Raw genomic sequence first — 23,421 nt, forward strand, 5'->3', positions numbered from 1 at the left:
GGGGAAGTAACGACCCGGCGCGGCACATGCGATGCCGGAGGGCGATTCGGAGCGCGGCGGAGGGGAAAAATCGCGAATCGGCCCGGCATCCGCGGGCCCTGCCCGGCCTTCGCGCGCGCCGCCTCGCTGGAAAAACCGGGCTTCTTCGGCTAGGACATTCGGGCCGCCGCGATGGCGCGCGAACCAACGGACAGGGCACGGGCGGCGACGGCTTTTCGCCGGGAAGGTCCTGTCGGGGTCGCCCTCATCGAGGCTGGACCAGGGAGGACCGATGCCCGGCTACGACACGCTGCTTAACGCCTTCGTCACGCTTCTGGTGACGATCGACCCGCCCGGCCTCGCGCCGCTCTTCCTCGCGCTCACCGGCGGGATGAACCGCGCCGAGCGGTTCCAGGTCAGTCTGCGCGCCTCGATCATCGGCTTCATCGTCATGGCCGTGTTCGCGGTCGCCGGCGCGGCGATCCTGTCGCTGTTCGGCATCACTCTGCCCGCCTTCCGCGTGGCCGGCGGGCTGCTCCTGTTCTGGATCGCCTTCGAGATGATCTTCGAGCGGCGGCAGGAGCGCAAGAACCGCAGCGCCGACAAGGCGGTCACCATCGACCACATCCGCAACATCGCCGCCTTTCCGCTGGCGATCCCGCTGATCGCCGGCCCCGGCGCGATCTCGGCGACGGTGCTGCTGTCGAGCGCTTTCGGCGGCGTCGCCGGCACGCTGATGCTGCTCGCCATCCTCGCCGCCTGCATCCTCATCACCTTTGTCGTGCTGGTGCTGTCGGAGCGCATCGACCGCTTCCTCGGCGAGACCGGCCGCTCGATCCTGACGCGCCTGCTCGGCGTCATCCTCGCCGCGCTGGCCGTGCAGTTCGTCGCCGACGGCATCAAGGCGCTGGCGGCGGCGTGACGGGCGCCTGAAACGAGAACGCGCCGCAAGCCGGAGACTTGCGACGCGTCTTCAGTTTCGTGCGCCACAACCGGAAAGCCGGTCAGGCAGGCGCCACGGCTGTTGCCGGCTCAGAACGGGATTTCGTCGTCGAGGTCCTGCGAATAGCCGCCACCGCTGCCACCGCCGCTGCCGCGTCCACGCTCGCCGCCGCCGGACTGCTGGCCGAAATCCGACCCGCGGCCACCGCCACCGCCCTGATAGCCGCCGCTGCTGCCGCCGCGCTCATAGCCGACCTGGCCGCCGCCGCCCTCGCCGCGCGCGTCGAGCATCTGCAACTCGCCGCGGAACTTCTGCAGCACGATTTCGGTCGTGTAGCGGTCCTGCCCCTGCTGGTCCTGCCATTTGCGGGTCTGCAACTGGCCCTCGACATAGACCTTCATGCCCTTCTTCAGGTACTGCTCGGCGACCTTGGCGAGGTTGTCGTTGAAGATCACGACATTGTGCCACTCGGTCTTTTCCTTGCGTTCGCCGCTCATCTTGTCGCGCCACGACTCCGAGGTCGCGATGCGGATATTGACGACCGGATCGCCGGAGTTGAGGCGCCTGATCTCGGGGTCGGCTCCGAGATTGCCGACCAGAATGACCTTGTTGACGCTGCCTGCCATCACACTCTCCTGCGCGAGCTCGAACGCTTACGTGAAACGCCCTCTATACGCCCGAATCGGCCGCGTTGCCACGCACGAACGCGCTTTCCGGCCGTTTCCCCCAGGCACGATCGCCGTTTCCGCCTTCTTCCGAGGAGGGAGCGGGCGGCTTGGAATGTTGCATCGGGGTAACAGTTGTTGCGCCTATGTGACAGTTTGTCGCAGATCGGAGAAGGAGGACGGCGCGACACTCAAGAATCCGTTGTCGCCGGCGGCGCGCGGGATGATGCTGCGCCAATACAGTGAGCGGGAGCCCCCAAAATGCGCAGCTACTTTCTTGCAAGTGCCGCAGCGGCGGCACTGATGATCGCCACCCCTGCCAGCGCCGCGGATCAGTTCGTGGATACCACCGCGCCGACGGTTTTCGACTGGACCGGCTTCTATGTCGGCCTTCATGGCGGCGGCGCCGGCAGCCGGATCGGCTGGCAGTACGTGGTTGGCGGCGCCGCCAGCCATAGCGGCAGCGGCGCTTTCGGTGGCGTCCAGGCCGGTTATAACGTCCAGAACGGCGCCTGGGTCTTCGGCGGCGAGGCCGATCTCTCCTACGCCGATATCGACGGCGATACGCCTTGCCCGTCTCCCACTTACTCCTGCAACTCGGACATAGGCTGGCTCGGTTCGGTGCGTGGCCGCGCGGGCTACGCGTTCGACAATGTGCTGCTGTACGGCACCGCAGGCCTCGGGCTTGGCAGCGTGCGGATCGAGACGGAGTTGGGCGGCGTAACAGCCGGCGAGCGCAAGACCCGGGTGGGCTGGACAGCCGGCGCGGGCGCGGAAATGGCCTTTTCCGACGCGTGGTCCGCGAAGGGGGAATATCTCTATTACGATCTCGGCCGCAGTACCTATACGGTCGATAGCGGCCTTGAGGTCAGCGCGCGGACCCGGGTCCACACGTTCAAGGTTGGCGTCAACTTCCACTGGTGATGCGGCGGGCGGCGAGCGGCGAGAAATCTCCGCTTCCGCCCTTTCATGCGGCACGGCTTCCCATAAGAAGCGAAGACGGCCGCATCGACGAAAATGCCCCGTGGCCGTTCCGGCGCACGGGGCTTTCTTTTTTCGGCGTCCTGCCGGTCGTCACCCGGCCTTGCCTTGCGCCGGAACGAAGCCGGCTTCATTTTCGGATGCGTCTCGGGTCGCCGCCCGATGATCCGACCGATCGTCAGATTGTAAGGGGAAACGGCGAAGGCCTCATCGCGCGTCGGGGACGCGTCGATGCCGCTTCTATCGCCGCGGTTCCACGTCCTGGTGGAACCTCTTCGACTGGTCCGGTGGAGTCATGGCTCCCTCCTCTTTCCGGTTTCGCCATCGCGCCGTCGCGCTCGAGCGGCCTGCCGTTTCCGACGCCGTTCGGCATCGAGGACAACGGCGGCGGCGAGCTGCATCCGGCACGCAAAGAAGTCTAGCGCAGCGGGCCGCGGGGTCAACCGCCGGACCGGCGGCTGCAACAAATCGTGATGCCTTCTGCCTCCCAAGGGCCGATGCCGGCCGCCGCTGGCGGCAAAAATATGTTCGCTTTCTGTTCTTTTCGCTTGCCATCTTCGGCGCAAAGCGCGAAAAGCGAGCAAGGTTTCGCGGCGGCGTCTGGACGGGGCAAGGCGCAATCGCCATATGGAGCCTGCCTGGCGCGCTCTCGCCCCGGCTTCCCGATCCCAAGGCGGCACAGAGGTCATGGCGGACCACAAATTCATCTCCATTCGCGGCGCGCGCGAGCACAACCTCAAGAACATCGACCTCGACCTGCCCCGCGACCGGCTGATCGTGATGACCGGCCTGTCCGGCTCCGGCAAGTCGTCGCTCGCCTTCGACACCATCTATGCCGAGGGCCAGCGCCGCTATGTCGAGAGCCTGTCGGCCTATGCGCGCCAGTTTCTCGAAATGATGCAGAAGCCCGACGTCGACCAGATCGACGGGCTGTCGCCGGCGATCTCCATCGAGCAGAAGACGACCTCGAAGAACCCGCGCTCCACCGTCGGCACGGTGACGGAAATCTACGACTATATGCGCCTGCTGTTCGCGCGGGCGGGCGTGCCCTATTCGCCGGCGACCGGCCTGCCGATCGAGAGCCAGACGGTCAGCCAGATGGTCGACCGCGTGCTGGCGCTGGAGGAAGGCACGCGGCTCTACATCACCGCGCCGATCGTGCGCGGGCGCAAGGGCGAATACCGCAAGGAGCTCGCCGAGCTCCAGAAGAAGGGCTTTCAGCGCGTCAAGGTCGACGGCGTCTTCTACGAGATCGCCGACGTGCCGGCGCTCGACAAGAAGTACAAGCACGACATCGACGTGGTGGTCGACCGCCTCGTCGTGCGCGGCGACATCGCCTCGCGGCTGGCGGATTCGCTCGAAACGGCGCTGAAGCTCGCCGAGGGCATCGCGGTCGCCGAGTTCGCCGACAAGCCGCTGCCCGAAGGCCAGACCGGCGAGGACGCGGTCAACAAGTCCAAGAACGAAACCCACGAACGCATTCTTTTCTCTGAGAAATTCGCCTGTCCCGTCTCGGGCTTCACTATTCCCGAGATCGAGCCGCGGCTGTTCTCGTTCAACAACCCGTTCGGCGCCTGCTCGGCCTGCGACGGCCTCGGCACCCAGCGCGCCATCGACGCCGACCTCGTCGTGCCGGAGGAGCATGTCAGCTTGCGCGAAGGCGCGGTGGCGCCGTGGGCGAAGTCGACCTCGCCCTATTACCTCCAGACGCTGGAGGCGCTGGGCAAGGTCTACGGCTTCAAGGTCGGCGACCGCTGGCGCGAGCTTTCCGACGAGGCGAAGAACGCGATCCTCCACGGCACCGGCGAGCGCCGGATCGAGTTCGCCTATGATGACGGCGTGCGCGCCTACAAGACCTCGAAGACCTTCGAGGGCGTGATCCCGAACCTCGAGCGGCGCTGGAAGGAGACGGAATCGGCGTGGATGCGCGAGGAGATCGAGCGGTTCATGTCGTCGACGCCCTGCCCGGCCTGCAACGGCTATCGCCTCAAGCCCGAGGCGCTGGCGGTCAAGGTCGGCGGCCTGCATATCGGCGAGGTCACGGAAATGTCGATCCGCAAGGCGGATCGGTGGTTCACCGAGCTGCCGGAGAAGCTTTCCGACAAGCAGAACGAGATCGCGACGCGCATCCTGAAGGAAATCCGCGAGCGGCTGCGCTTCCTCAACGATGTCGGCCTCGATTACCTGACGCTGTCGCGCAATTCGGGCACGCTGTCGGGCGGCGAAAGCCAGCGCATCCGCCTCGCCTCGCAGATCGGCTCCGGCCTCACCGGCGTGCTCTACGTGCTCGACGAGCCGTCCATCGGCCTGCACCAGCGCGACAATGCGCGCCTGCTCGACACGCTGAAGCACCTGCGCGACCTCGGCAACACCGTCATCGTCGTCGAGCATGACGAGGACGCGGTGCTGACGGCCGACTATGTCGTCGACATCGGCCCGGCCGCCGGCATCCATGGCGGGCAGGTGATCGCGAAAGGAACGCCGGCGGAGGTCATGGCCAATCCCGCCTCGCTGACCGGGCAATACCTGTCCGGCGCGCTCGCCGTGCCCGTGCCGGCCGAGCGGCGCAAGGGCAAGAAGGGCAAGCGCATCAAGGTCGTCGGCGCGCGCGGCAACAATCTGAAGGACGTGACGGCGGAGATTCCGCTTGGCACCTTCACCTGCGTCACCGGCGTGTCCGGTGGCGGCAAGTCCACCTTCCTGATCGAGACGCTCTACAAGGCGGCTTCCCGCCGCATCATGGGCTCGCGCGAGCAGCCCGCCCCGCACGAGCGCATCGAGGGGCTGGAGTTCCTCGACAAGGTGATCGACATCGACCAGTCGCCCATCGGCCGCACGCCGCGGTCGAACCCCGCGACCTATACCGGCGCGTTCACGCCGATCCGCGACTGGTTCGCGGGCCTGCCCGAAGCCAAGGCGCGCGGCTACCAGCCGGGGCGGTTCTCGTTCAACGTCAAGGGCGGGCGCTGCGAGGCCTGCCAGGGCGACGGCGTCATCAAGATCGAGATGCACTTCCTGCCCGACGTCTACGTCACCTGCGACGTCTGCCACGGCAAGCGCTACAACCGCGAGACGCTGGAGGTGCTGTTCAAGGGCAAGTCGATCGCCGACGTGCTCGACATGACGGTGGAGGAAGGCGTCGAGTTCTTCGCCGCCGTGCCCGGCGTGCGCGACAAGCTGGAGACGCTGCACAAGGTCGGCCTCGGCTACATCAAGGTCGGCCAGCAGGCGACGACGCTGTCGGGCGGCGAGGCCCAGCGCATCAAGCTCGCCAAGGAGTTGTCGCGCAAGGCCACCGGCAAGACGCTCTACATCCTCGACGAGCCGACCACCGGACTTCACTTCCACGACGTCGCCAAGCTGCTCGAAGTGCTGCACGAGCTGGTCGATCAAGGCAACACGGTGGTGGTGATCGAGCACAATCTCGAGGTCATCAAGACAGCCGACTGGCTGCTCGACTTGGGTCCCGACGGCGGCGACGGCGGCGGCGAGCTGGTGGCCTCCGGCACGCCGGAGGAGATCGTCGCCGAGCCGCGCAGCCATACCGGGCAGTTCCTGAAGGAGCTTCTGGAGCGGCGGCCGGGCGCACGGAAGCGGGAAGCGGCGGAGTAGAGGCTGCGTCCAGCCCGCCGGCGAATGGAAAAAGGGAGTTCGGCGTGATCCTGATCGGCCAGTACGATTCATCCTTCGTCCGGCGTGTCGGCATCGCGCTCCGGCTCTACGACATGCCGTTCGAGCATCGGCCGTGGTCGGTGTTCGGCGATGCGGAGAAGATCGCGGCGCTGAACCCGCTGACGCGGGTTCCGACACTGGTGCTCGACGACGGCGAGGTGCTGGTCGACAGCGCGACCATTCTCGACCATCTCGACGAGCTGGCCGGCGCGGACCGTGCCCTGCACCCGCGCGCCGGTCCGGCCCGCCGCGAGTCGCTTAAGGTGGCGGCGCTGGCAAGCGGCATCGCCGACAAGACGGTCAGCCTGTTCTACGAGCGCCGGCCGCACGAGACCGCCTCGGCAAGCTGGGAGAGCCGGTGCCTCGCGCAGATTCGCGGCACACTCGCCGCGCTTGAGGCCGACCGCGCCGGCCGTGCCGGGCCGTACTGGTTCGGCGCGCGGATCGGCCATGCCGACATCGCGGCGGCCGCCTCGCTGCGCCACATGCGCGATTCCCACCCCGATCTCGCCGACCTTGCCGCGTATCCGGCGCTCGCCGCCCATTGCGAGGCGCTGGAGGCGATGCCGGTGTTCCGCGAGATCTCGCAGCCCTTCGTGCCGCCGGCATGAAACGGGTTGCGCCGGGACCCGCCAAGGCGTCGATGACCGGCAAGGATGCAAGGAGGAGGTTCACATGAGCGCAGCAGGAGAAATCCGCGCCGGCATGGGCGGCTGGACCTTCGAGCCGTGGGAGGGAACCTTCTATCCCGACAAGCTGGCCAAGGCGAAGCAGCTTCGCCATGCCGCCGGCCAGGTGAAGACCATCGAGGTCAACGGCACCTATTACTCGACCTTCAAGCCGGAAACCTTCGCCAAATGGGCGGCGGACGCGCCGGACGGCTTCGTCTTCTCGCTGAAGGCGATCCGCTTTTCCACCAACCGCCGGGTGCTGGCGGAAGCCGGCGAGTCCGTGCAGCGGTTTCTCGATTCCGGCGTGGCGGAGCTGGGTGACAAGCTCGGCCCGATCCTGTGGCAGTTCGCGCCGACCAAGAAGTTCGACGCCGCCGATTTCGAGGGATTCCTGAAGGTGCTGCCGGCGAAGCAGGCCGGCGTGTCGCTGCGCCATGCGCTGGAAGTGCGCCACGACAGCTTCAACGTGCCCGAGTTCGTCGCGCTGGCGCGCAAACATGGCGCAGCGATCGTCTACGCCCATCATGCGGCCTATCCCGAGATCGCCGACGTGACCGGCGATTTCGTCTATGCGCGGTTGCAGCGCGGCAGCGACGACAACGCGAACTGCTACCCGGAACGCGAGCTCGACGGCTGGGCCCTGCGGGCGAAGGAATGGGCGGCCGGCGGCCAGCCGGGCGACCTGCCCTATGCCGACGCTTCCGTCACGGCGGCGAAGAAGAAGCGTGACGTGTTCGTCTACTTCATCACCGAGGGCAAATCGCGCGCGCCCTTCGGCGCGATGGCGCTGCAAAAGCGCGTCGATTCATAACAGCTCGCGCAGCAGGGCGGGCAGGAGGCCGGGCAGGTCCTCGGCGATCAGCCCCGGCCCGAAGCGCGATGCCGCCTCGGCGTGTAGCCGGACAGCAGCGCAAGCGGCCTCGAAGGCCGGCATCTTCTGCGCGCACAGCCCGGCGACCATGCCGGCGAGAACGTCGCCCGAGCCGGCGGTCGCCAGCCATGGCGAGCCGTTCTCGTTGATCGCGGCGCGGCCGTCCGGCGCGGCGATGACGGTGTCCGGGCCTTTCAGGATCACGACCGCGCCGGCGCGCGCCGCTGCTGCCCGTGCGCGGGTGAGCTTCGACAGGCCTTCGTCGGCGGCGAGATCGGGATAAAGCCGCGCGAATTCGCCCTCATGCGGAGTCAGCACCGCATTGGCTTCCGAGGCCGCGATGGCGGCAAAGAGCGCGTCCGGCGCGTCGCGGAAGGCGGTCAGCGCGTCGGCGTCGAGGACGAGCGCCCTTTTCCCCGTTAGCCTCAGTGCCTCGATCACCGTTTCGCGCAGCGGCCGGTCGAGGCCGAAGCCAGGGCCGATCACCATGGCGTCGGGCCGCCGCGCCTCGAACGCGGCGGCGAGGCCGTCCGGCGCGTCCACCTTGCGGACCATGATCGAGGTCAGGTGCGCGGCGTTGACGGCGAGCGCGTTGCCCGGAGACCAGATGCTGACCGCGCCGGCGCCGATGCGCGCGGCGGCGAGCGCCGTGAGCCGCGCCGCGCCGGTCGAGGAGGGACCGCCCGAAAGGACCGCGACATGGCCGCGCGAATATTTGTGCTGGTCGCGCCGCGGGCGCGGCAGCGCCGCCGACCACAGTGCCGGCAGGTTGCGGAAGGTTTTCGGCGCGATTGTCTCAAGCACGGCGTCGGGAATGCCGATGTCGGCCAGCGCCACCTCGCCGCACAGCGCCCTGCCCGGCTCGATCAGATGCGCCGGCTTAAGGCGGAAGAAGGTGACGGTGAGGTCCGCCGCGAACACCGCGCCCACAGCCCTGCCGCTCTCGCCCGACAGGCCTGACGGCAGGTCGACGGCGATGACCGCCGCGCCGGCCGCGCGGCAGCGTTCCGCCGCCAGCGCCGCCGCGCCGTCGAGGGCGCGGGCGAGCCCGGCCCCGTAGAGCGCGTCGATCACCACCCCGCCCGGCTGCGGCGCGAAATCGTCGAGCGGCCGCGGCGCGACGGGGCAACGGCCGGCGGCCCGCTCCGCGTCGCTGCCGGGCCGGGGCCGGCCTTCGCGCCAGACCGCGACGGGCATGCCGGCCTCGTGAAGCAGCCGTGCCACCTCGTAACCGTCGCCGCCATTGTTGCCCGGCCCGCACAGCACGTCGAAGCCCTGCGCCTGCGGATAGCGCGTCAGCACCGCGCGCAGGATGGCGGCGCCGGCGTTGCGCATCAGGCCGTAACCGTCGTTCGGACCGATCTCGGCGGCCAGCCTGTCGGCCTCGGCCATTTCCGCCGGCGTCAGCACCTCCAGCCCTGTGCCTGATTTTTGTGCAGATTGCATCATAATTGACCTGCCTCTACTGTGCGATGCGTGCGCAACCCTGCCAGAACCTTCCGCTCCCGGCAAAGGAGCGCGGCAAACAACGCTTTTCCTTCCACGGTTCCGTGTCGGCCAGTTTGGCACGGTTCCTGCTTTCAATAGTGCGAGACGGGTTCGTCCCGCATGTCTCACCCAATCGGAGGCCGCCACCACATGAAAAAGATCGAGGCGATCATCAAGCCGTTCAAGCTCGACGAGGTCAAGGAAGCCCTGCAGGAAGTCGGGCTCCAGGGCATCACCGTCACCGAGGCGAAGGGCTTCGGACGCCAGAAGGGACATACGGAGCTCTATCGCGGCGCCGAATATGTCGTCGACTTCCTGCCCAAGGTGAAGATCGAGGTCGTCCTGCCGGACGACGCGGTCGAGGCCGCCATCGAGGCGATCCGCAAGGCGGCGCAGACGGGCCGCATCGGCGACGGCAAGATCTTCGTCACCAATGTCGAGGAAGTCGTGCGCATCCGCACCGGCGAGACCGGAAACGACGCCATCTGAACCACCCATCCGCCGGCCCGCGCGGCCGGCTCCACTCCGTCACCATTGAAGGAAAGCGAGAAATGACCACAGCAGACGACATCATGAAGCGCATCAGGGACAACGACATCAAGTTCCTCGACCTGCGTTTCACCGACCCCAAGGGCAAGCTGCAGCACGTCACCATGGATGTCGGCGTCGTGGACGAAGACATGTTCGCCGACGGCGTGATGTTCGACGGCTCCTCCATCGCCGGCTGGAAGGCGATCAACGAGTCCGACATGGTGCTGATGCCGGACCTCGAGACCGCGCATATGGACCCGTTCTTCGCGCAGTCGACGCTGGTCCTGATCTGCGACATCCTCGATCCGGTCTCGGGCGAGCCCTATGGCCGCGACCCGCGCGGCATCGCCCGCAAAGCCGAGGCCTATCTCAAGGCCGAAGGCTTCGGCGACACGGTCTATGTCGGGCCGGAAGCCGAGTTCTTCGTCTTCGACGACGTCCGCTTCAAGGCCGACCCGTACAACACCGGGTTCCGGGTCGATTCGAGCGAGCTGCCGTCGAACGACGACACCGAATACGAGACCGGCAATCTCGGCCACCGGCCGCGCGTCAAGGGCGGCTACTTCCCGGTCCCGCCGCTCGACTCGCTGCAGGACATGCGCTCCGAGATGCTGACGGTGCTGACCGAGATGGGCGTCGTCGTCGAGAAGCATCACCATGAGGTCGCTGCCGCACAGCACGAGCTGGGCGTCAAGTTCGACACGCTGCTGCGCAATGCCGACAAGATGCAGCTCTACAAGTATGTCGTGCACCAGGTCGCCGCCGCCTACGGCAAGACCGCGACCTTCATGCCGAAGCCGATCTTCGGCGACAACGGCTCGGGCATGCACGTCCACCTGTCGATCTGGAAGGAAGGCAAGCCGACCTTCGCCGGCAACGAATATGCCGGCCTGTCGGAGAGCTGCCTCTACTTCATCGGCGGCGTCATCAAGCACGCCAAGGCGATCAACGCCTTCACCAACCCGCTGACCAACTCCTACAAGCGTCTGGTCCCGGGCTATGAGGCGCCGGTGCTGCTCGCCTATTCGGCGCGCAACCGCTCGGCTTCCTGCCGCATCCCGTTCGGCTCGTCGCCGAAGTCGAAGCGCGTCGAGGTCCGCTTCCCCGATCCGGGCGCGAACCCCTATCTCGCCTTCGCCGCGCTGCTGATGGCCGGCCTCGACGGCATCAAGAACAAGCTCCACCCCGGCCAGCCGATGGACAAGGACCTCTACGACCTGCCGCCGAAGGAGCTGAAGCAGATCCCGACCGTCTCGGGCTCGCTGCGCGAGGCGCTGGTCAACCTCGACAAGGACCGCGCCTTCCTCAAGGCCGGCGGCGTGTTCGACGACGACCAGATCGACGCGTTCATCGAGCTGAAGATGGTGGAGGTGATGCGCTTCGAGATGACGCCGCACCCGGTCGAGTTCGACATGTACTACTCGATCTGATACTGCGGGACAGGCGAATAGCGGGCCGGGGCGGCGACGCCCCGGCCCTTTTTCATGGCGCGCCGGCGCTTTTTCGCCGCTGCGCGCGATACGGGATGTTAACCGTCCACGATTAACCTTTGGCAGTCTTCGCATGAAGCGGAGGGATTCCGGCGTCAGGGCAGGCGATAGAAATGGCACTAGCGGCGATCAAGGTAGCGCCGTCACAGGCGGAGAGGCGTAACTTTCAACGCGTTCGCGTGAAGGTCTATGGCCGCTACATGCTTGAGGATCGCACCGAACATCCGTGCCAGGTCATCGACATGTCGCCCGGCGACGTGGCGCTGCGCGCCAACCGGCCCGGCGAGCTGGGCGAGAAGGTCATCGTCTATCTCGATCATATCGGCCGCATCGAGGGGGTGGTCACCCGCCTGCTCCGCGACGGCTTTGCGATGACGATCCTCGCCTCGGAGCGCAAGCGCGACAAGCTCGCCGCGCAGCTGACATGGCTCGCCAACCGGCACGAGCTCGACCTGCCCGAGGATCGCCGCCACGAACGCATCACGCCGCGCAACCCGCTCAGCACCCTGCGCCTCGACGATGGCCAGGAATATCGCTGCCGGATCATCGACCTGTCGCTGTCCGGCGCGGCGATCGAGATCGAGGTCAAGCCGCCGCTCGGCGCGGCGGTGACGCTCGGCGCCATGCGCGGCCGCGTGGTCCGCCACTTCGAGGACGGCGTGGCGATCGAGTTTGCCATGCTCCAGCGCGAGGATACGCTCGCGGCCGCGTTCAGCGGCAATTGACCTGAGCCGTCAGGGCGGCGGGCGTCTGCGGGACGCATCGCCGCCTCAATCTCTTCGGAACGTCAGCAAGGCCGGCCCGTCGCCGGCCTTTTTCGTTAGCGCGGGGCGCTGTGCGGCCGGAAGCTTTGCGCTGGCCGATCGATACAATTTTATGCAAATTAGACTACTGTTTTAATACTGTTCTATATTTATTCTAATCATAGTATATGAGAAAATGAGCTTGTTTTTCTAAAAGTTATACTACGCAACTTTGCGTGACATAAATTCGTATCTGCCATTGTGCCCTCGTCAAAGGGGAGACGACACAATGGGGACCACGAAGAAGATCCTGCCTGCGGTTCTGGCCGCCGCCGTGCTCGGCGCGACTGCAACCATGGCGCAGGCGCAGGCTTTCATGCCGACCGCGGGGCTGTCGACGCAGCCGGTCGGCCACTACGAATTCTGCCAGCAGAAGCCCGACGAATGCGCCAAGACCGTCGCCCACCGCCCGGTCGAGCTGACGCGCAAGCTCTGGGCGGCGATGGTCGACGTCAACAACGTCGTCAACACCATGGTCACGCCGCGGACCGACATGGAGATGTGGGGCGTCGAGGAGCGCTGGTCCTATCCGGTCAACGGCTATGGCGACTGCGAGGACTACGTGCTGGAAAAGCGCAAGCGGCTGTTGAAGGCGGGCGTGCCCGCTTCCAACCTGCTGATCACCGTCGTGCGCCAGCCCAACGGCGACGGCCACGCGGTGCTGACCGTCAACACCAGCATGGGCGATTTCGTCCTCGACAATCTCGAGCCGCGGATCCTGACCTGGGCCGAGACCGAGTACACCTATCTCAAGCGGCAGTCGGCCAAGCATGCTGGCATGTGGGTCGGCATCGAGGACGGCCGCAACGTTCTGGTCGGTTCGGTCTCGGGCAGCCGCTAACCGCACCAAAGGTCGCCGGAAAGCCGCCTTCGGACGGACCGGCGATCGAGAGAATACGGGAATTCAGGGACAACCCGGTCGAGTCCCCACCCTCCCCGTCCCCAAGCGACCGGGTTCAGGAGCCGGCCCTTTCCCCAAAGGGTCGGCTCCGCTTTTATGCGAACCGGGGAAGCCTCAGAAATCGACGATCCTGCCCTTTTCGAGCGTGACGCGGCGGTCCATCCGCGCCGCGAGATCGTGATTGTGGGTGGCGATCAGCGCCGACAGGCCGGACTGGCGCACCAGCGCCTCCAGCGCGTCGAACACGTAGCCGGCCGTGGCCGGGTCGAGATTGCCGGTCGGCTCGTCGGCGAGCAGGATCAGCGGCGCGTTGGCGACGGCGCGGGCGATGGCCACGCGCTGCTGCTCGCCGCCGGAGAGCTCGGCCGGCCTGTGCTCGGCGCGCGCGCCGATCTTCATATAGTCGAGAAGCTGCATGGCGCGCACGCGCGCCTCGGCGTCGCCGAGGCCCCGCACCAGCTGCGGCATCATCACGTTCTCCAGCGCGCTGAACTCCGGCAGGAGGTGATGGAACTGGTAGACGAAGCCGATCTCGTTGCGCCGGATGGCGGTGCGCTCGTCGTCGGAAAGGCCGGAGCACTGCCGCCCCGCCACCAGCACCTCGCCGCCGTCGGGATGCTCGAGCAGGCCCGCCGTGTGCAGGAGCGTCGACTTGCCGGCGCCGGACGGGGCGACCAGCGCCACCATCTCGCCGCGCGCCAGCCGGAAATCCGCGCCGTCGAGAATGACGAGCCGGTGCTCGCCCTCGCCATAGGCGCGCTCGACGGTCCTGAGTTCGAGTGTTGCCGGTTGCGTCATCATTCGTAGCGCAGCGCCTCGACCGGATCGAGCCTCGCCGCCCGCCATGCCGGGAACAGCGTGGCGAGGAAGGACAGCGTCAGCGCCATCAGGACGACCGAGATCGTCTCGCTCGCGTCCATCTTGGCCGGAAGCTGGCTCAGGAAGTAGAATTCGGGGTCGAACAGCGTCGTTCCCGAAAGCCACGAGAAGAACTGGCGGATGCTCTCGACGTTGAGGCACACGACGACGCCGAGGACGACGCCGGCGATGGTGCCGGTGATGCCGATCGCCGCCCCGGTCATCATGAAGATGCGCATTACCGCGCCGCTCGTCGCGCCCATGGTGCGCAGGATGGCGATGTCGCGGCCCTTGTCCTTCACCAGCATGATGAGGCCGGAGATGATGTTGAGCGCCGCCACCAGCACGATCATGGTCAGGATCATGAACATGACGTTGCGCTCGACCTGGAGCGTGGCGAAGAAGGTGCGGTTGCTCTGGCGCCAGTCGGTCAGATAGACCTGCCGCGCCGCCGCCGCCTCGACCGGCCCGCGCAGCGTGTCGACGGCGTCGGGATCGTCGACGAACACCTCGAGCTTCTGGACGATGCCTTCCGAGTTGAAGAAGAGCTGCGCCTCCTCCAGCGGCATGTAGATGATCGCGCCGTCGATCTCCGACATGCCGATCTCGAAGATGGCGGTGACGGGATAGATCTTCTGCCGCGGCGTGACGCCGAAGGGCGTGACGTCGCCCTCGGGCGCGACGAGCTGGATGCCGTCGCCGACCGAAAGCGCCAGCGCGTCGGCCATGCGCTTGCCGATGGCGACGCCCTCGCCGGTGGCGAAGCCGACCAGCGAGCCCTGCCTGATGTTCTGGGCGACGAAATCGAGCCGGGTGATGTCGTCCTCGCGGATGCCGCGAACCAGCGCGCCGGTGCCGTTGATGGCATGGCCGGTCGCCAGTACCTGGCCGTCGACCAGGGGGATGGCGTAGCGCACGCCCGGCACGCCGTTGATGCGCGCCGCCACCTCGGCGTAGTCGTCGAAGGAGCGATCGACCGGCTGGACGATCAGATGGCCGTTGACGCCGAGGATGCGCGACAGCAGCTCGGCGCGGAAGCCGTTCATCACCGCCATGACGATGATCAGCGTCGCGACGCCGAGCATGATGCCGGTGAAGGAGATCATCGAGATGACCGAGATCACCGTGTCCTTGCGGCGCGAGCGCAGGTAGCGCCAGGCGACCATGCGCTCGAACGGCGAGAACGGACCCGCCCCGCGCGGGCCGCCGGCCGCAGTCGTCGCCTCGCCCGTCGCCGTCGTCTCGCTCATGCCGCCTTCCCGTCCTTCGCCGCGACGAGGCGCGCGACGACCTCGCCGAGCGGCACGGTCACGCGCTCGCCGCTCTTGCGGTTCTTGAGCTCGGCCTCGCCGGCCTCGACGCCGCGCGGGCCGACGATCACCTGCCAAGGCAGGCCGATCAGGTCGGCGGTGGCGAATTTCGCGCCAGCGCGCTGGTCGGTGTCGTCATAAAGGACGTCGAGGCCGGCCTTGCCGAGCGCCTCGTACAGCGTCCCGGCCGCGGCCTCGCAGGCGGCGTCGCCCGCCTTCATGTTGATCAGGGCGACGTCGAACGGCGCGACAGCGGCCGGCCAGATGATGCCGTTCTCGTCGTGGCTCGCCTCGATGATCGCCGCGATCAGGCGTGAGGGCCCGATGCCGTAGGAGCCCATCGAGACAAAATGCTCCTTGCCGTCCGGCCCTGTCACGCTGGCGCCCATCGGCTTCGAGTATTTCTCGCCGAAATGGAAGATGTGGCCGACCTCGATGCCGCGCGCCGCAAGCTGTTCGCCTTCCGGCACCTTCTCCCACGCGTCCTCGTCGTGCATCTCGTCGGTCGCGGCGTAAGGGGTCGTCCAGTCGCGGACGATGCCGGCGATGGCCTCGTCGTTCGCATAGTCGACATCCGCGCCCGGCACCGCGAGGCCGAGGAAGTCGCGATGGCAGAACACCGCGCTCTCGCCGGTGTCGGCGAGGATGATGAACTCGTGGGAAAGGTCGCCGCCGATCGGGCCGGTGTCGGCGCGCATCGGGATCGACTTCATGCCGACCCGCTCGAAGGTGCGCAGGTAGGACACGAACATGCGGTTGTAGGCCGCCCTCGCCCCTTCAAAGTCGATGTCGAAGGAATAGGCGTCCTTCATCAGGAACTCCCTCGAGCGCATGACGCCGAAGCGCGGGCGCACCTCGTCGCGATACTTCCACTGGATGTGGTAAAGGTTCAGCGGCAGGTCCTTATAGGAGCGGACATAGGAACGGAAGATGTCCGTGACCATCTCCTCGTTGGTCGGGCCGTAGAGCATGTCGCGCTCGTGGCGGTCCTTGATGCGCAGCATCTCCTTGCCGTAATCGTCGTAGCGGCCGCTTTCGCGCCACAGCTCGGCCGACTGGATGGTCGGCATCAGGATTTCCTGCGCCCCGGCGCGGTCCTGCTCCTCGCGGATGATGCGGCAGACCTTGTCGAGCACGCGCTTGCCCAGCGGCAGCCACGAGAATGAGCCCTGCGCCTGCTGGCGGATCATGCCGGCGCGCAGCATCAGCCGGTGCGAGACGATTTCGGCCTCGCGCGGATTCTCCTTGAGGATGGGCAGAAAGTAACGCGACAGACGCATGGGGGATTTCCATCAGAAACGGGCGGAATCAACAGGCCCGATGTTCAATATCAGGCGCTTCATAGCGATTTCGTGGCGGCTTGGAAACCCGAGCGCGCAAGAGCTTCGGACTGCCGCCGGAGTGGGCAGTGCTGCCCTTGTATTGTGCAATGCAGCACATCTCGTCAGGTCTTCAAGCGAAATTTTTCGTGACAATTCCATCTTATCTGGTCTAGTGTTCGTCACATAACCGAGAGAGTGGAGAAAAAATCCGCTCTCCTGCGCGGTCAAAAGTCTTGGGAGGATGCGATCTAGGCGCGATTATCCGCAGCCGCCGCTATGACGGAACACAGATCGGACGCGTTCAAATTGCAAGGCTTCGGCCTTGCTTTTTTTTTGTGCACACTGCCTTTGGGCCGAGCCCCTGCCTTTCGGACCTGCAAACGCTTTTCCGGCGCGCAGGAGCGCACCGCTCCATCCCGTTTCTTGGCTGCATTTGCCAATGCCGGACGGTTCGCCCGGCGGCAGAACGGTCAGCGTGCCGAAGGCCCGATGCGGGGAATGTCGTCGAAGGAAAAGCCGTAATAGACGGTGGCGATGTAGAACCCCGCGAAGATGACGCTGGCGACGATGGTGGTGCGGATGACCGCGCGCAGCATGTGCGGCCCGTGCGGCGCGCTTGCCACGGTGCCGAGCGTCACGTCGCCCTCGTCGTCCTGCGTCCTGACCCCGAAGGGCAGCATGGCGAACAGCACCACCCACCACAGGATGAAGTAGATCGCGGCGATCGAAATCCAGCTCATCGCGGCTCAGGCCTGTTCCAGCTCGACGAGCGTGCCGAAAAAGTCCTTCGGGTGCAGGAACAGCACCGGCTTGCCGTGGGCGCCGATCTTCGGCTCGCCGTCGCCGAGCACGCGCGCGCCCTCGGCCTTCAGCCGGTCGCGCGCGGCGATGATGTCGTCGACCTCGTAGCAGACATGGTGCATGCCGCCCGACGGGTTCTTGTCGAGGAAAGGTCGGATCGTCGAGTTCTCGCCCAGCGGCTCCAGCAGCTCGATCTTGGTGTTGCCGACATCGATGAAGACGATGGTGACGCCGTGCTCGGGCAGCGCCTGCGGCTCCGACACCCGCGCCCCGAGCGTGCCGCGATAGAGCGCGCTGGCCGCGGCGAGGTCCGGCACGGCGAGCGCGACATGGTTGAGACGTCCGAGCATGGGGATATCCTTTTTGGAAGTGAGTAGGGAATAGTGAGTAGTGAATAGTGGATGGCACCTGTCATGACGGTTGACGCCATGACTCTCCATCACTTTCCGTTTTCACTACTCACTACTCACTACTCACTACTCACTACTCACTACTCACTCCATCTATCGCGTCACGAACACGGTGACGAGCGGCTTCTTGCCCCAGGCTTCGTTGGCGGCGGCGCGCACGGCGCGGCGCACGGCTTCGGCGACGAGGTCGAGGTCGCGGCGGCGCACCCGGGGGATGCTCTCGACCGCGCCGATGGCGGCGTCGAGCATCAGGTCTTCGAGCAGCGCGCCGCGCGCATCGGCCCTGGCCGTGCCGATGGCGACGAGGTCCGGGTCGCCGGCGAGCTCGTGGCGCTCGTCGAGCACGACATTGACCGCGACATGGCCGACATAGCTGAGCTTGCGCCGGTCGCGCACGCCCATGGCCTCGTCGCTGCCGACCAGCTTGCCGTCCTTGCAGATGCGGCCGAACGGCACCTGGTCGACGATCTCGGCCGCGCCCGGCGCAAGGCGCAGCACGTCGCCGTTGCGGACATGGCCGATCTCGGGGATGCCTTCCGCCTGTCCCAGCAGCCCCTGCGCCACCAGATGCGCGGCCTCGCCATGGACGGGCACGAGGATGCGCGGGCGCACCCATTTGTACATCTGCCTCAGTTCGTTGCGGCGCGGATGGCCGGAGACGTGGACCAGCGCGTCGCCGTCCTCGATGATCCGGATGCCCTGCTCGATCAGGAGGTTCTTGGTCTCGAGGATCGCCTTCTCGTTGCCGGGGATGACGCGCGAGGAATAGACCACCGTGTCGCCGGCCGAGAGCGCGACGTTCTTCATCTCGTCGCGGGCGAGCTTGGCGAGCGCGGCGCGCGGCTCGCCCTGGCTGCCAGTGCACAGGATGACGAGGTTTTCGCGCGGGATGAAGGCGTAGCCCTCCTCGGAGACGAACTCCGGCAGGCCGTCGAGATAGCCGAGCTCGCTCGCCACGTCGATGACGCGCTTCAGCGAGGAGCCGAGGACCAGCACCTGCCGCCCGGCGTCGCGCGCGGCCTCGGCGATGGAGCGGATGCGGCCGACATTCGAGGAAAAGGTAGTGACGGCGACGCGGCCGCGCGCTTCCTCGATCACTTGGCGCAGGCCGACGGCGACGTCCTTCTCGGACGGTGAATCGCCCTCGCGCAAGGCATTGGTCGAATCGCAGACCAGCGCCAGCACGCCCTCGTCGCCGAGTTCGCGGAAACTCGCCTCGTCGGTCAGCGGGCCGATGGCGGGCGCGGTGTCGATCTTCCAGTCGCCGGTGTGGACGACCATGCCGAGCGGCGTGCGGATGGCGAGCGAGACCGGCTCTGGGATCGAGTGGGTGACGGCAATGGTCTCGATGTCGAACGGGCCGACGGTGAAGCGCTCGCCGGGGCGGTAGATCTCGATCGGGATCTCCGCGCCGCCGTCGAAGCCGCGCTTGGCCTCGAGCAGGCCGGCGGTGAACGGCGTCATCCAGACGGTCTTGCGCAGCCGCGGCCACAGGTCGAGCAGCGCGCCGTAATGGTCCTCATGGGCGTGGGTGATGACGATGCCGACGATATCGTTGACCACGCTCTCGACGAAGCGGGTGTCGGGCAGGACGAGATCGACGCCGGGCAGGTGCGCGTCGGGAAAGGAGACGCCGACATCGACCACCAGCCACTTGCGCGCCCGCGCCGGGCCGAAGCCGTAGAGCGCGAAGTTCATGCCGATCTCGCCGACGCCGCCGAGCGGGCAGAAGACAAGCTGGTCTGCTTCCGTCCTCGTCATCTTTCTTCCTTTCAAGGTCGTGGCCGGCCGATTCAGGCTGAAGCGACCGCCCCGAAATGCACGTCGCCGGCGGCGACCGTCACCTGTGATCCGTCATCCCTGCGGATGACGAACCGGCACTCGTCGTCGATGGTGTCGAACACGCCCCGCACCACCTCGCCGTCGATGCGCACAGCGACCGCGCTGCCCAGCCCCGCCGCGCTGGCCAGCCAGCGGGAGCGGACGGCGGCAAGCCCGGCGCCGCCGGCCCACAGGCGTTCATTTTCCACCCAGGCGTCGGACAAGGCAAGGAACAGCCGCTCGGCGTCGCACCGGCTGCCGAGCTCGGCCAGCGACGTTGCCGGATAGGGCGTGTCGTCGGGATGCGCGACGACGTTGACGCCGATGCCGATGGCGAGGGCGAAGCGGCCATCGTCCAGCATCGCCGATTCGAGCAGGATGCCCGACAGCTTGGCGCCGCCGGCCAGAACGTCGTTGGGCCATTTCAGCTCGAAGCGCCCGCGCCCGCCGGCAAGGTCGCCGCCGTCGACGCCGATCCCGAACCGGATGTCGGGCGCGGCGGCGGCGAGCGCGTCGGCAAGGGAAAGCCCGGCGACGAAGCCGAGCGTGGCCGCGTGCTTCAGGTCGACATCGGGTACGAGAAGGAGCGTCGCGGCAAGGTTGCCCTCCTGCGTCGCCCAGGCGCGGCCGCGCCGCCCCCTGCCCGCTTCCTGGCGCTTGGTCACCAGCCAGAGCCGGCCGGCGTCGCCCGCCTGCCCGCGCTCCAGCGCCAGCGCGTTGGTGGAGCCGACCGCATCGAACGCTTCCAGACGGTATCCGGCGGCGATGGCCGTTGAAGCAAGCGAGAAGCCCATGCGACTAGCTTTCTTCTCCCCGTTCACGGGGAGAAGATGCCGGCAGGCAGATGAGGGGCTGCGCAAACCGCGCAGGATGGCTGCTGCCCCTCATCCGGCCCTTCGGGCCACCTTCTCCCCGTGAACGGGGAGAAGGAAGAAAGGGCGCGCCCATCAGAAGAAAGTCTTGGCGGCGGCTTCCGCCATGCGCCCGACCACGCCGCCGATCAGCGGATAGAGGAAGACGAAGGCGGTGGAGACGCCGAGCACGAGCTTCAGCTCGGTCGCCATCGGCTCGAAGCCGCCGGCCGACTCGTCGAACCACATCACCTTGATGATGCGCAGGTAGTAGTAGGCGCCGACGACCGAGGCGAGCACGCCGATGATGGCGAGCGCATAGAGATGCGCCTCGATGGCCGCCATGAAGACGAAGTACTTGGCGAAGAAGCCTGCCATCGGCGGGATGCCGGCGAGCGAGAACATCAGGATCGTCAGAACGGTCGCCATGAACGGGTTGGTCGAGGCAAGGCCCGCCAGGTCGTTGATGTCCTCGACATTGCCGCCTTCCTTGCGGCGCATGGCGAGGATGATCGCGAAGGTGCCGAGCGTCATGACCATGTAGATCAGCATATAGAGCGCAACGCCGCGCACGCCCGCCATGGAGCCGGCGGCAAGGCCAACCAGCGCATAGCCCATGTGGCCGATCGAGGAATAGGCCATCAGGCGCTTGATGTTGCGCTGGCCGATGGCCGCGAAGGCACCGAGCAGCATGGAGGCGATCGAAATGAAGACGATGACCTGCTGCCAGTCGGCAACGACGGGCTCGAAGGCTTCGATGACGATGCGCACGAGCATGGCCATAGCGGCGACTTTCGGCGCAGCGGCGAAGAAGGCCGTGACTGGGGTCGGCGCACCTTCATAGACGTCCGGCGTCCACATATGGAACGGCACGGCCGAAATCTTGAATGCGAGGCCGGCAAGGATGAACACCAGGCCGAAGACGAGGCCGATCTGCCCTCGGCGGTCAGGGCCGTGGCGATGGCCTCGAAGCCGGTCGAGCCGGTGTAGCCGTAGACCAGCGACATGCCGTAGAGCAGCATGCCCGAGGACAGCGCGCCGAGGACGAAATATTTCAGGCCCGCCTCGGTCGAGCGCACGGAATCGCGGTTGATCGCGGCGATGACGTAGAGCGCCAGCGACTGGAGCTCGAGGCCGAGATAGAGCGCCAGCATGTCGTTGGCCGAGACCATCAGCAGCATGCCCAGCGTCGAGAGGACGACGAGCACCGGGATATTCGAACTTGTCGAACTTCTCCTGCCGCGCGAAGCCGACCGACATGATCAGCGTCACCACCGAGCCGCCGAGGGTGAGCAGCTTCATCAGCCGCGCGAACGGATCGTTGATGAAGGCGTTGCCGAAGGCCGCGCCGTCGCCGACGAAGACGATCATCCAGCCGCCCGCGCCGAGGAGCAGCGCGATGGCGAGGCCGGTGACGGTCGTGTTCGCCCGCTCGCCGGAGAAGGCGCCGATCATCAGCAGCGCCAGCGCGCCGACGGCGAGGATCAGCTCGGGAGCGGCAAGGATCAGGCTCTGGGAAAAGTCTGCCGTCATTGTGCTGGCCTTATTGGATCGCCATGGCGGCCTCGGAGGCCTCGATGGAAAGCGTGATGTTGTTGACGAGGGCGTCGACCGAGGCCGTCGTCACGTCGAAGATCGGCATGGGGTAGACGCCGAAGAGGATGACGAAGAACACCAGCGGATAGATGATCGCCTTCTCGCGCGCCGACAGGTCGAGCAGGCCCTTGAGGCTTTCCTTCGTCAGCGCGCCGAAGACGACGCGCCGGTAGAGCCAGAGCGCGTAGGCGGCCGAGAGGATGACGCCGGTCGCCGCGAACAGCGCGACCCAGGTGTTGACCCTGAACACGCCGAGCAGCGTCAGGAACTCGCCGACGAAGCCGGAGGTGCCCGGCAGGCCGACATTGGCCATGGTGAAGATCAGGAAGACGACGGCGTATTTCGGCATGTTGTTGACGAGGCCGCCATAGGCGTCGATCTCGCGGGTGTGCATGCGGTCGTAGACGACGCCGACGCACAGGAACAGCGCGCCCGAGACGAGGCCGTGGCTGAGCATCTGGAAGATCGCGCCCTGAACGCCCTCGACGTTGAGCGCGAAGATGCCCATCGTCACGTAGCCCATGTGGGCGACCGAGGAATAGGCGATCAGCTTCTTCATGTCCTCCTGCATCAGCGCCACCAGCGAGGTGTAGACGATGGCGACCACCGACAGGGTGAAGACGAAGGGCTGGAAGTAGAGCGAGGCGTCCGGGAACATCGGCAGCGAGAAGCGCAGGAAGCCGTAGCCGCCCATCTTGAGCAGAATGCCGGCCAGGATGACCGATCCGGCCGTCGGCGCCTCGACGTGGGCGTCGGGCAGCCAGGTGTGGACCGGCCACATCGGCATCTTCACCGCGAAGGAGGCGAAGAAGGCGAGCCATAGCCATGTCTGCATCGAGGCCGGGAAATCGTGCGCCAGCAGCGTCGGGATGTCGGTGGTTCCGGCCTGCCAGTACATCGCCATGATGGCGAGCAGCATCAGCACCGAGCCGAGGAGCGTATAGAGGAAGAACTTGAACGAGGCGTAGACGCGCCTCTTGCCGCCCCAGACGCCGATGATGATGAACATCGGGATCAGGCCCGCCTCGAAGAAGACGTAGAACAGCACGAGGTCGAGGGCGCAGAACACGCCGATCATCAGCGTTTCCAGGATCAGGAACGCGATCATGTATTCCTTGACCCGGTTCTCCACCGACTCCCACGAAGCGAGGATGCACAACGGCATCAGGAAGGTCGTCAGGATGACGAACAGCATCGAGATGCCGTCGACACCCATGTGGTAGGAGATGCCCGCGCCCAGCCACTCCGCCTTCTCGACCATCTGGAAGCCGGGATAGCCGGTGTCGAACCCCGCCCAGATGAACAGCGACAGGACGAAGGTGAACACCGTGGTCAGCAGCGCGACGTTGCGGATGTTGCGGCGCGCGGCCGTCCCCTCGTCCCGGATCAGCAGGATCAGGAACGCGCCGACCAGCGGCAGGAACGTGACCGTGGAGAGAATTGGCCAGTCGGTCATG

At 66.6% G+C, this 23,421-nt stretch carries 20 protein-coding genes and 1 pseudogene; 10 read left to right on the plus strand and 11 right to left on the minus strand.

Annotation, left to right across the window (positions count from 1 at the left end):
• Positions 1-271: 271 nt before the first annotated feature.
• Positions 272-901, plus strand: coding sequence for a MarC family protein (locus tag M9945_RS22115; RefSeq protein WP_367931454.1), 630 nt, complete (start codon positions 272-274; stop codon positions 899-901).
• 110 nt (positions 902-1,011) lie between these two features.
• On the opposite strand, the gene ssb is transcribed toward M9945_RS22115, so the two are convergent.
• A complete protein-coding gene (ssb, locus tag M9945_RS22120) occupies positions 1,012-1,548 on the minus strand; it encodes a single-stranded DNA-binding protein (protein ID WP_367946262.1) in 537 nt (178 codons plus the stop codon).
• A 300-nt stretch (positions 1,549-1,848) separates the two neighbouring features.
• On the opposite strand from ssb, the gene M9945_RS22125 reads away from it, so the two are divergent.
• From M9945_RS22125 to M9945_RS22145, 5 genes are all read left to right on the plus strand, one after another.
• A complete protein-coding gene (locus tag M9945_RS22125) occupies positions 1,849-2,511 on the plus strand; it encodes an outer membrane protein (RefSeq protein ID WP_367946263.1) in 663 nt (220 codons plus the stop codon).
• Complete coding sequence (locus M9945_RS22130; protein WP_367946264.1) at positions 2,508-2,990, plus strand: hypothetical protein; 483 nt, start codon at positions 2,508-2,510, stop codon at positions 2,988-2,990. The genes M9945_RS22125 and M9945_RS22130 overlap by 4 nt, the downstream gene beginning before the upstream one ends.
• A gap of 265 nt (positions 2,991-3,255) precedes the next feature.
• A complete protein-coding gene (uvrA, locus tag M9945_RS22135) occupies positions 3,256-6,180 on the plus strand; it encodes an excinuclease ABC subunit UvrA (RefSeq protein ID WP_367946265.1) in 2,925 nt (974 codons plus the stop codon).
• Positions 6,181-6,224: 44 nt separating this feature from the next.
• Positions 6,225-6,851, plus strand: a complete 627-nt coding sequence (locus M9945_RS22140; protein WP_367946266.1) for a glutathione S-transferase family protein — start codon at positions 6,225-6,227, stop codon at positions 6,849-6,851.
• A gap of 64 nt (positions 6,852-6,915) precedes the next feature.
• Positions 6,916-7,722 (plus strand): DUF72 domain-containing protein, encoded by an 807-nt coding sequence (locus M9945_RS22145; protein ID WP_367946267.1) that lies wholly within the window; start codon positions 6,916-6,918, stop codon positions 7,720-7,722.
• On the opposite strand, the gene M9945_RS22150 is transcribed toward M9945_RS22145, so the two are convergent.
• Positions 7,717-9,231: an NAD(P)H-hydrate dehydratase gene (locus M9945_RS22150; RefSeq protein ID WP_367946268.1), complete on the minus strand. Its 1,515-nt coding sequence runs from the start codon at positions 9,229-9,231 to the stop codon at positions 7,717-7,719. The two genes, M9945_RS22145 and M9945_RS22150, sit on opposite strands and share 6 nt — an antisense overlap.
• Positions 9,232-9,420: 189 nt before the next feature.
• Here M9945_RS22150 and M9945_RS22155 point away from each other — a divergent pair, with 189 nt between their 5' ends.
• The 4 genes from M9945_RS22155 to M9945_RS22170 all read left to right on the plus strand — a co-directional run bounded on the left by M9945_RS22155 (position 9,421) and on the right by M9945_RS22170 (position 12,935).
• A complete protein-coding gene (locus M9945_RS22155; RefSeq protein ID WP_367931718.1) occupies positions 9,421-9,759 on the plus strand; it encodes a P-II family nitrogen regulator in 339 nt (112 codons plus the stop codon).
• A gap of 62 nt (positions 9,760-9,821) precedes the next feature.
• Positions 9,822-11,231 carry a type I glutamate--ammonia ligase gene (gene glnA, locus M9945_RS22160; RefSeq protein WP_367946269.1) on the plus strand — a complete coding sequence of 470 codons (1,410 nt, stop codon included), beginning with the start codon at positions 9,822-9,824 and terminating at the stop codon, positions 11,229-11,231.
• Positions 11,232-11,404: 173 nt separating this feature from the next.
• On the plus strand, positions 11,405-12,016 hold the full coding sequence (locus tag M9945_RS22165) for a PilZ domain-containing protein (protein ID WP_367946270.1): 612 nt from the start codon (positions 11,405-11,407) through the stop codon (positions 12,014-12,016).
• Between the two features lie 373 nt (positions 12,017-12,389).
• Positions 12,390-12,935 (plus strand): transglutaminase-like cysteine peptidase, encoded by a 546-nt coding sequence (locus M9945_RS22170; RefSeq protein WP_367946324.1) that lies wholly within the window; start codon positions 12,390-12,392, stop codon positions 12,933-12,935.
• Between the two features lie 174 nt (positions 12,936-13,109).
• On the opposite strand, the gene M9945_RS22175 is transcribed toward M9945_RS22170, so the two are convergent.
• The 9 genes and pseudogenes from M9945_RS22175 to M9945_RS22215 all read right to left on the minus strand — a co-directional run bounded on the left by M9945_RS22175 (position 13,110) and on the right by M9945_RS22215 (position 23,420).
• Positions 13,110-13,793, minus strand: a complete 684-nt coding sequence (locus M9945_RS22175) for an ABC transporter ATP-binding protein (protein WP_367931723.1) — start codon at positions 13,791-13,793, stop codon at positions 13,110-13,112.
• A complete protein-coding gene (locus M9945_RS22180; protein ID WP_367946271.1) occupies positions 13,793-15,103 on the minus strand; it encodes a lipoprotein-releasing ABC transporter permease subunit in 1,311 nt (436 codons plus the stop codon). The genes M9945_RS22175 and M9945_RS22180 overlap by 1 nt, the downstream gene beginning before the upstream one ends.
• A complete protein-coding gene (gene proS / locus M9945_RS22185; protein ID WP_367946272.1) occupies positions 15,100-16,443 on the minus strand; it encodes a proline--tRNA ligase in 1,344 nt (447 codons plus the stop codon). Before proS ends, M9945_RS22180 begins: the two co-directional genes overlap by 4 nt.
• 512 nt (positions 16,444-16,955) lie before the next feature.
• Positions 16,956-17,225 carry a DUF1467 family protein gene (locus M9945_RS22190; protein ID WP_367946273.1) on the minus strand — a complete coding sequence of 90 codons (270 nt, stop codon included), beginning with the start codon at positions 17,223-17,225 and terminating at the stop codon, positions 16,956-16,958.
• 6 nt (positions 17,226-17,231) lie between these two features.
• Positions 17,232-17,636, minus strand: coding sequence for a methylmalonyl-CoA epimerase (gene mce, locus M9945_RS22195; RefSeq protein ID WP_367946274.1), 405 nt, complete (start codon positions 17,634-17,636; stop codon positions 17,232-17,234).
• A 153-nt stretch (positions 17,637-17,789) separates the two neighbouring features.
• Complete coding sequence (locus tag M9945_RS22200; protein WP_367946275.1) at positions 17,790-19,457, minus strand: ribonuclease J; 1,668 nt, start codon at positions 19,455-19,457, stop codon at positions 17,790-17,792.
• Positions 19,458-19,489: 32 nt separating this feature from the next.
• Entirely contained in the window at positions 19,490-20,311 is an 822-nt protein-coding gene (locus M9945_RS22205) for a biotin--[acetyl-CoA-carboxylase] ligase (RefSeq protein ID WP_367946276.1), read from the minus strand.
• A gap of 153 nt (positions 20,312-20,464) precedes the next feature.
• A pseudogene (nuoN, locus tag M9945_RS22210) lies at positions 20,465-21,901 on the minus strand (NADH-quinone oxidoreductase subunit NuoN).
• 10 nt (positions 21,902-21,911) lie between these two features.
• Entirely contained in the window at positions 21,912-23,420 is a 1,509-nt protein-coding gene (locus M9945_RS22215) for an NADH-quinone oxidoreductase subunit M (RefSeq protein ID WP_367946277.1), read from the minus strand.
• Position 23,421: the final 1 nt, after the last annotated feature.

It is taken from the genome of Aquamicrobium sp. (assembly GCF_023954335.1).
Classification (GTDB): domain Bacteria; phylum Pseudomonadota; class Alphaproteobacteria; order Rhizobiales; family Rhizobiaceae; genus Aerobium.

What these genes read in the sequence shown, in the direction of transcription:
- M9945_RS22115 (WP_367931454.1), top strand. Translation starts at nt 272, where the DNA reads ATGCCCGGCTACGACACGCTGCTTAACGCCTTCGTCACGCTTCTGGTG.
- ssb (WP_367946262.1), bottom strand. Translation starts at nt 1,548, where the DNA reads ATGGCAGGCAGCGTCAACAAGGTCATTCTGGTCGGCAATCTCGGAGCC.
- M9945_RS22125 (WP_367946263.1), top strand. Translation starts at nt 1,849, where the DNA reads ATGCGCAGCTACTTTCTTGCAAGTGCCGCAGCGGCGGCACTGATGATC.
- uvrA (WP_367946265.1), top strand. Translation starts at nt 3,256, where the DNA reads ATGGCGGACCACAAATTCATCTCCATTCGCGGCGCGCGCGAGCACAAC.
- M9945_RS22145 (WP_367946267.1), top strand. Translation starts at nt 6,916, where the DNA reads ATGAGCGCAGCAGGAGAAATCCGCGCCGGCATGGGCGGCTGGACCTTC.
- M9945_RS22150 (WP_367946268.1), bottom strand. Translation starts at nt 9,231, where the DNA reads ATGATGCAATCTGCACAAAAATCAGGCACAGGGCTGGAGGTGCTGACG.
- M9945_RS22155 (WP_367931718.1), top strand. Translation starts at nt 9,421, where the DNA reads ATGAAAAAGATCGAGGCGATCATCAAGCCGTTCAAGCTCGACGAGGTC.
- glnA (WP_367946269.1), top strand. Translation starts at nt 9,822, where the DNA reads ATGACCACAGCAGACGACATCATGAAGCGCATCAGGGACAACGACATC.
- M9945_RS22165 (WP_367946270.1), top strand. Translation starts at nt 11,405, where the DNA reads ATGGCACTAGCGGCGATCAAGGTAGCGCCGTCACAGGCGGAGAGGCGT.
- M9945_RS22170 (WP_367946324.1), top strand. Translation starts at nt 12,390, where the DNA reads ATGGCGCAGGCGCAGGCTTTCATGCCGACCGCGGGGCTGTCGACGCAG.
- M9945_RS22175 (WP_367931723.1), bottom strand. Translation starts at nt 13,793, where the DNA reads ATGACGCAACCGGCAACACTCGAACTCAGGACCGTCGAGCGCGCCTAT.
- M9945_RS22180 (WP_367946271.1), bottom strand. Translation starts at nt 15,103, where the DNA reads ATGAGCGAGACGACGGCGACGGGCGAGGCGACGACTGCGGCCGGCGGC.
- proS (WP_367946272.1), bottom strand. Translation starts at nt 16,443, where the DNA reads ATGCGTCTGTCGCGTTACTTTCTGCCCATCCTCAAGGAGAATCCGCGC.
- M9945_RS22190 (WP_367946273.1), bottom strand. Translation starts at nt 17,225, where the DNA reads ATGAGCTGGATTTCGATCGCCGCGATCTACTTCATCCTGTGGTGGGTG.
- mce (WP_367946274.1), bottom strand. Translation starts at nt 17,636, where the DNA reads ATGCTCGGACGTCTCAACCATGTCGCGCTCGCCGTGCCGGACCTCGCC.
- M9945_RS22200 (WP_367946275.1), bottom strand. Translation starts at nt 19,457, where the DNA reads ATGACGAGGACGGAAGCAGACCAGCTTGTCTTCTGCCCGCTCGGCGGC.
- M9945_RS22205 (WP_367946276.1), bottom strand. Translation starts at nt 20,311, where the DNA reads ATGGGCTTCTCGCTTGCTTCAACGGCCATCGCCGCCGGATACCGTCTG.
- M9945_RS22215 (WP_367946277.1), bottom strand. Translation starts at nt 23,420, where the DNA reads ATGACCGACTGGCCAATTCTCTCCACGGTCACGTTCCTGCCGCTGGTC.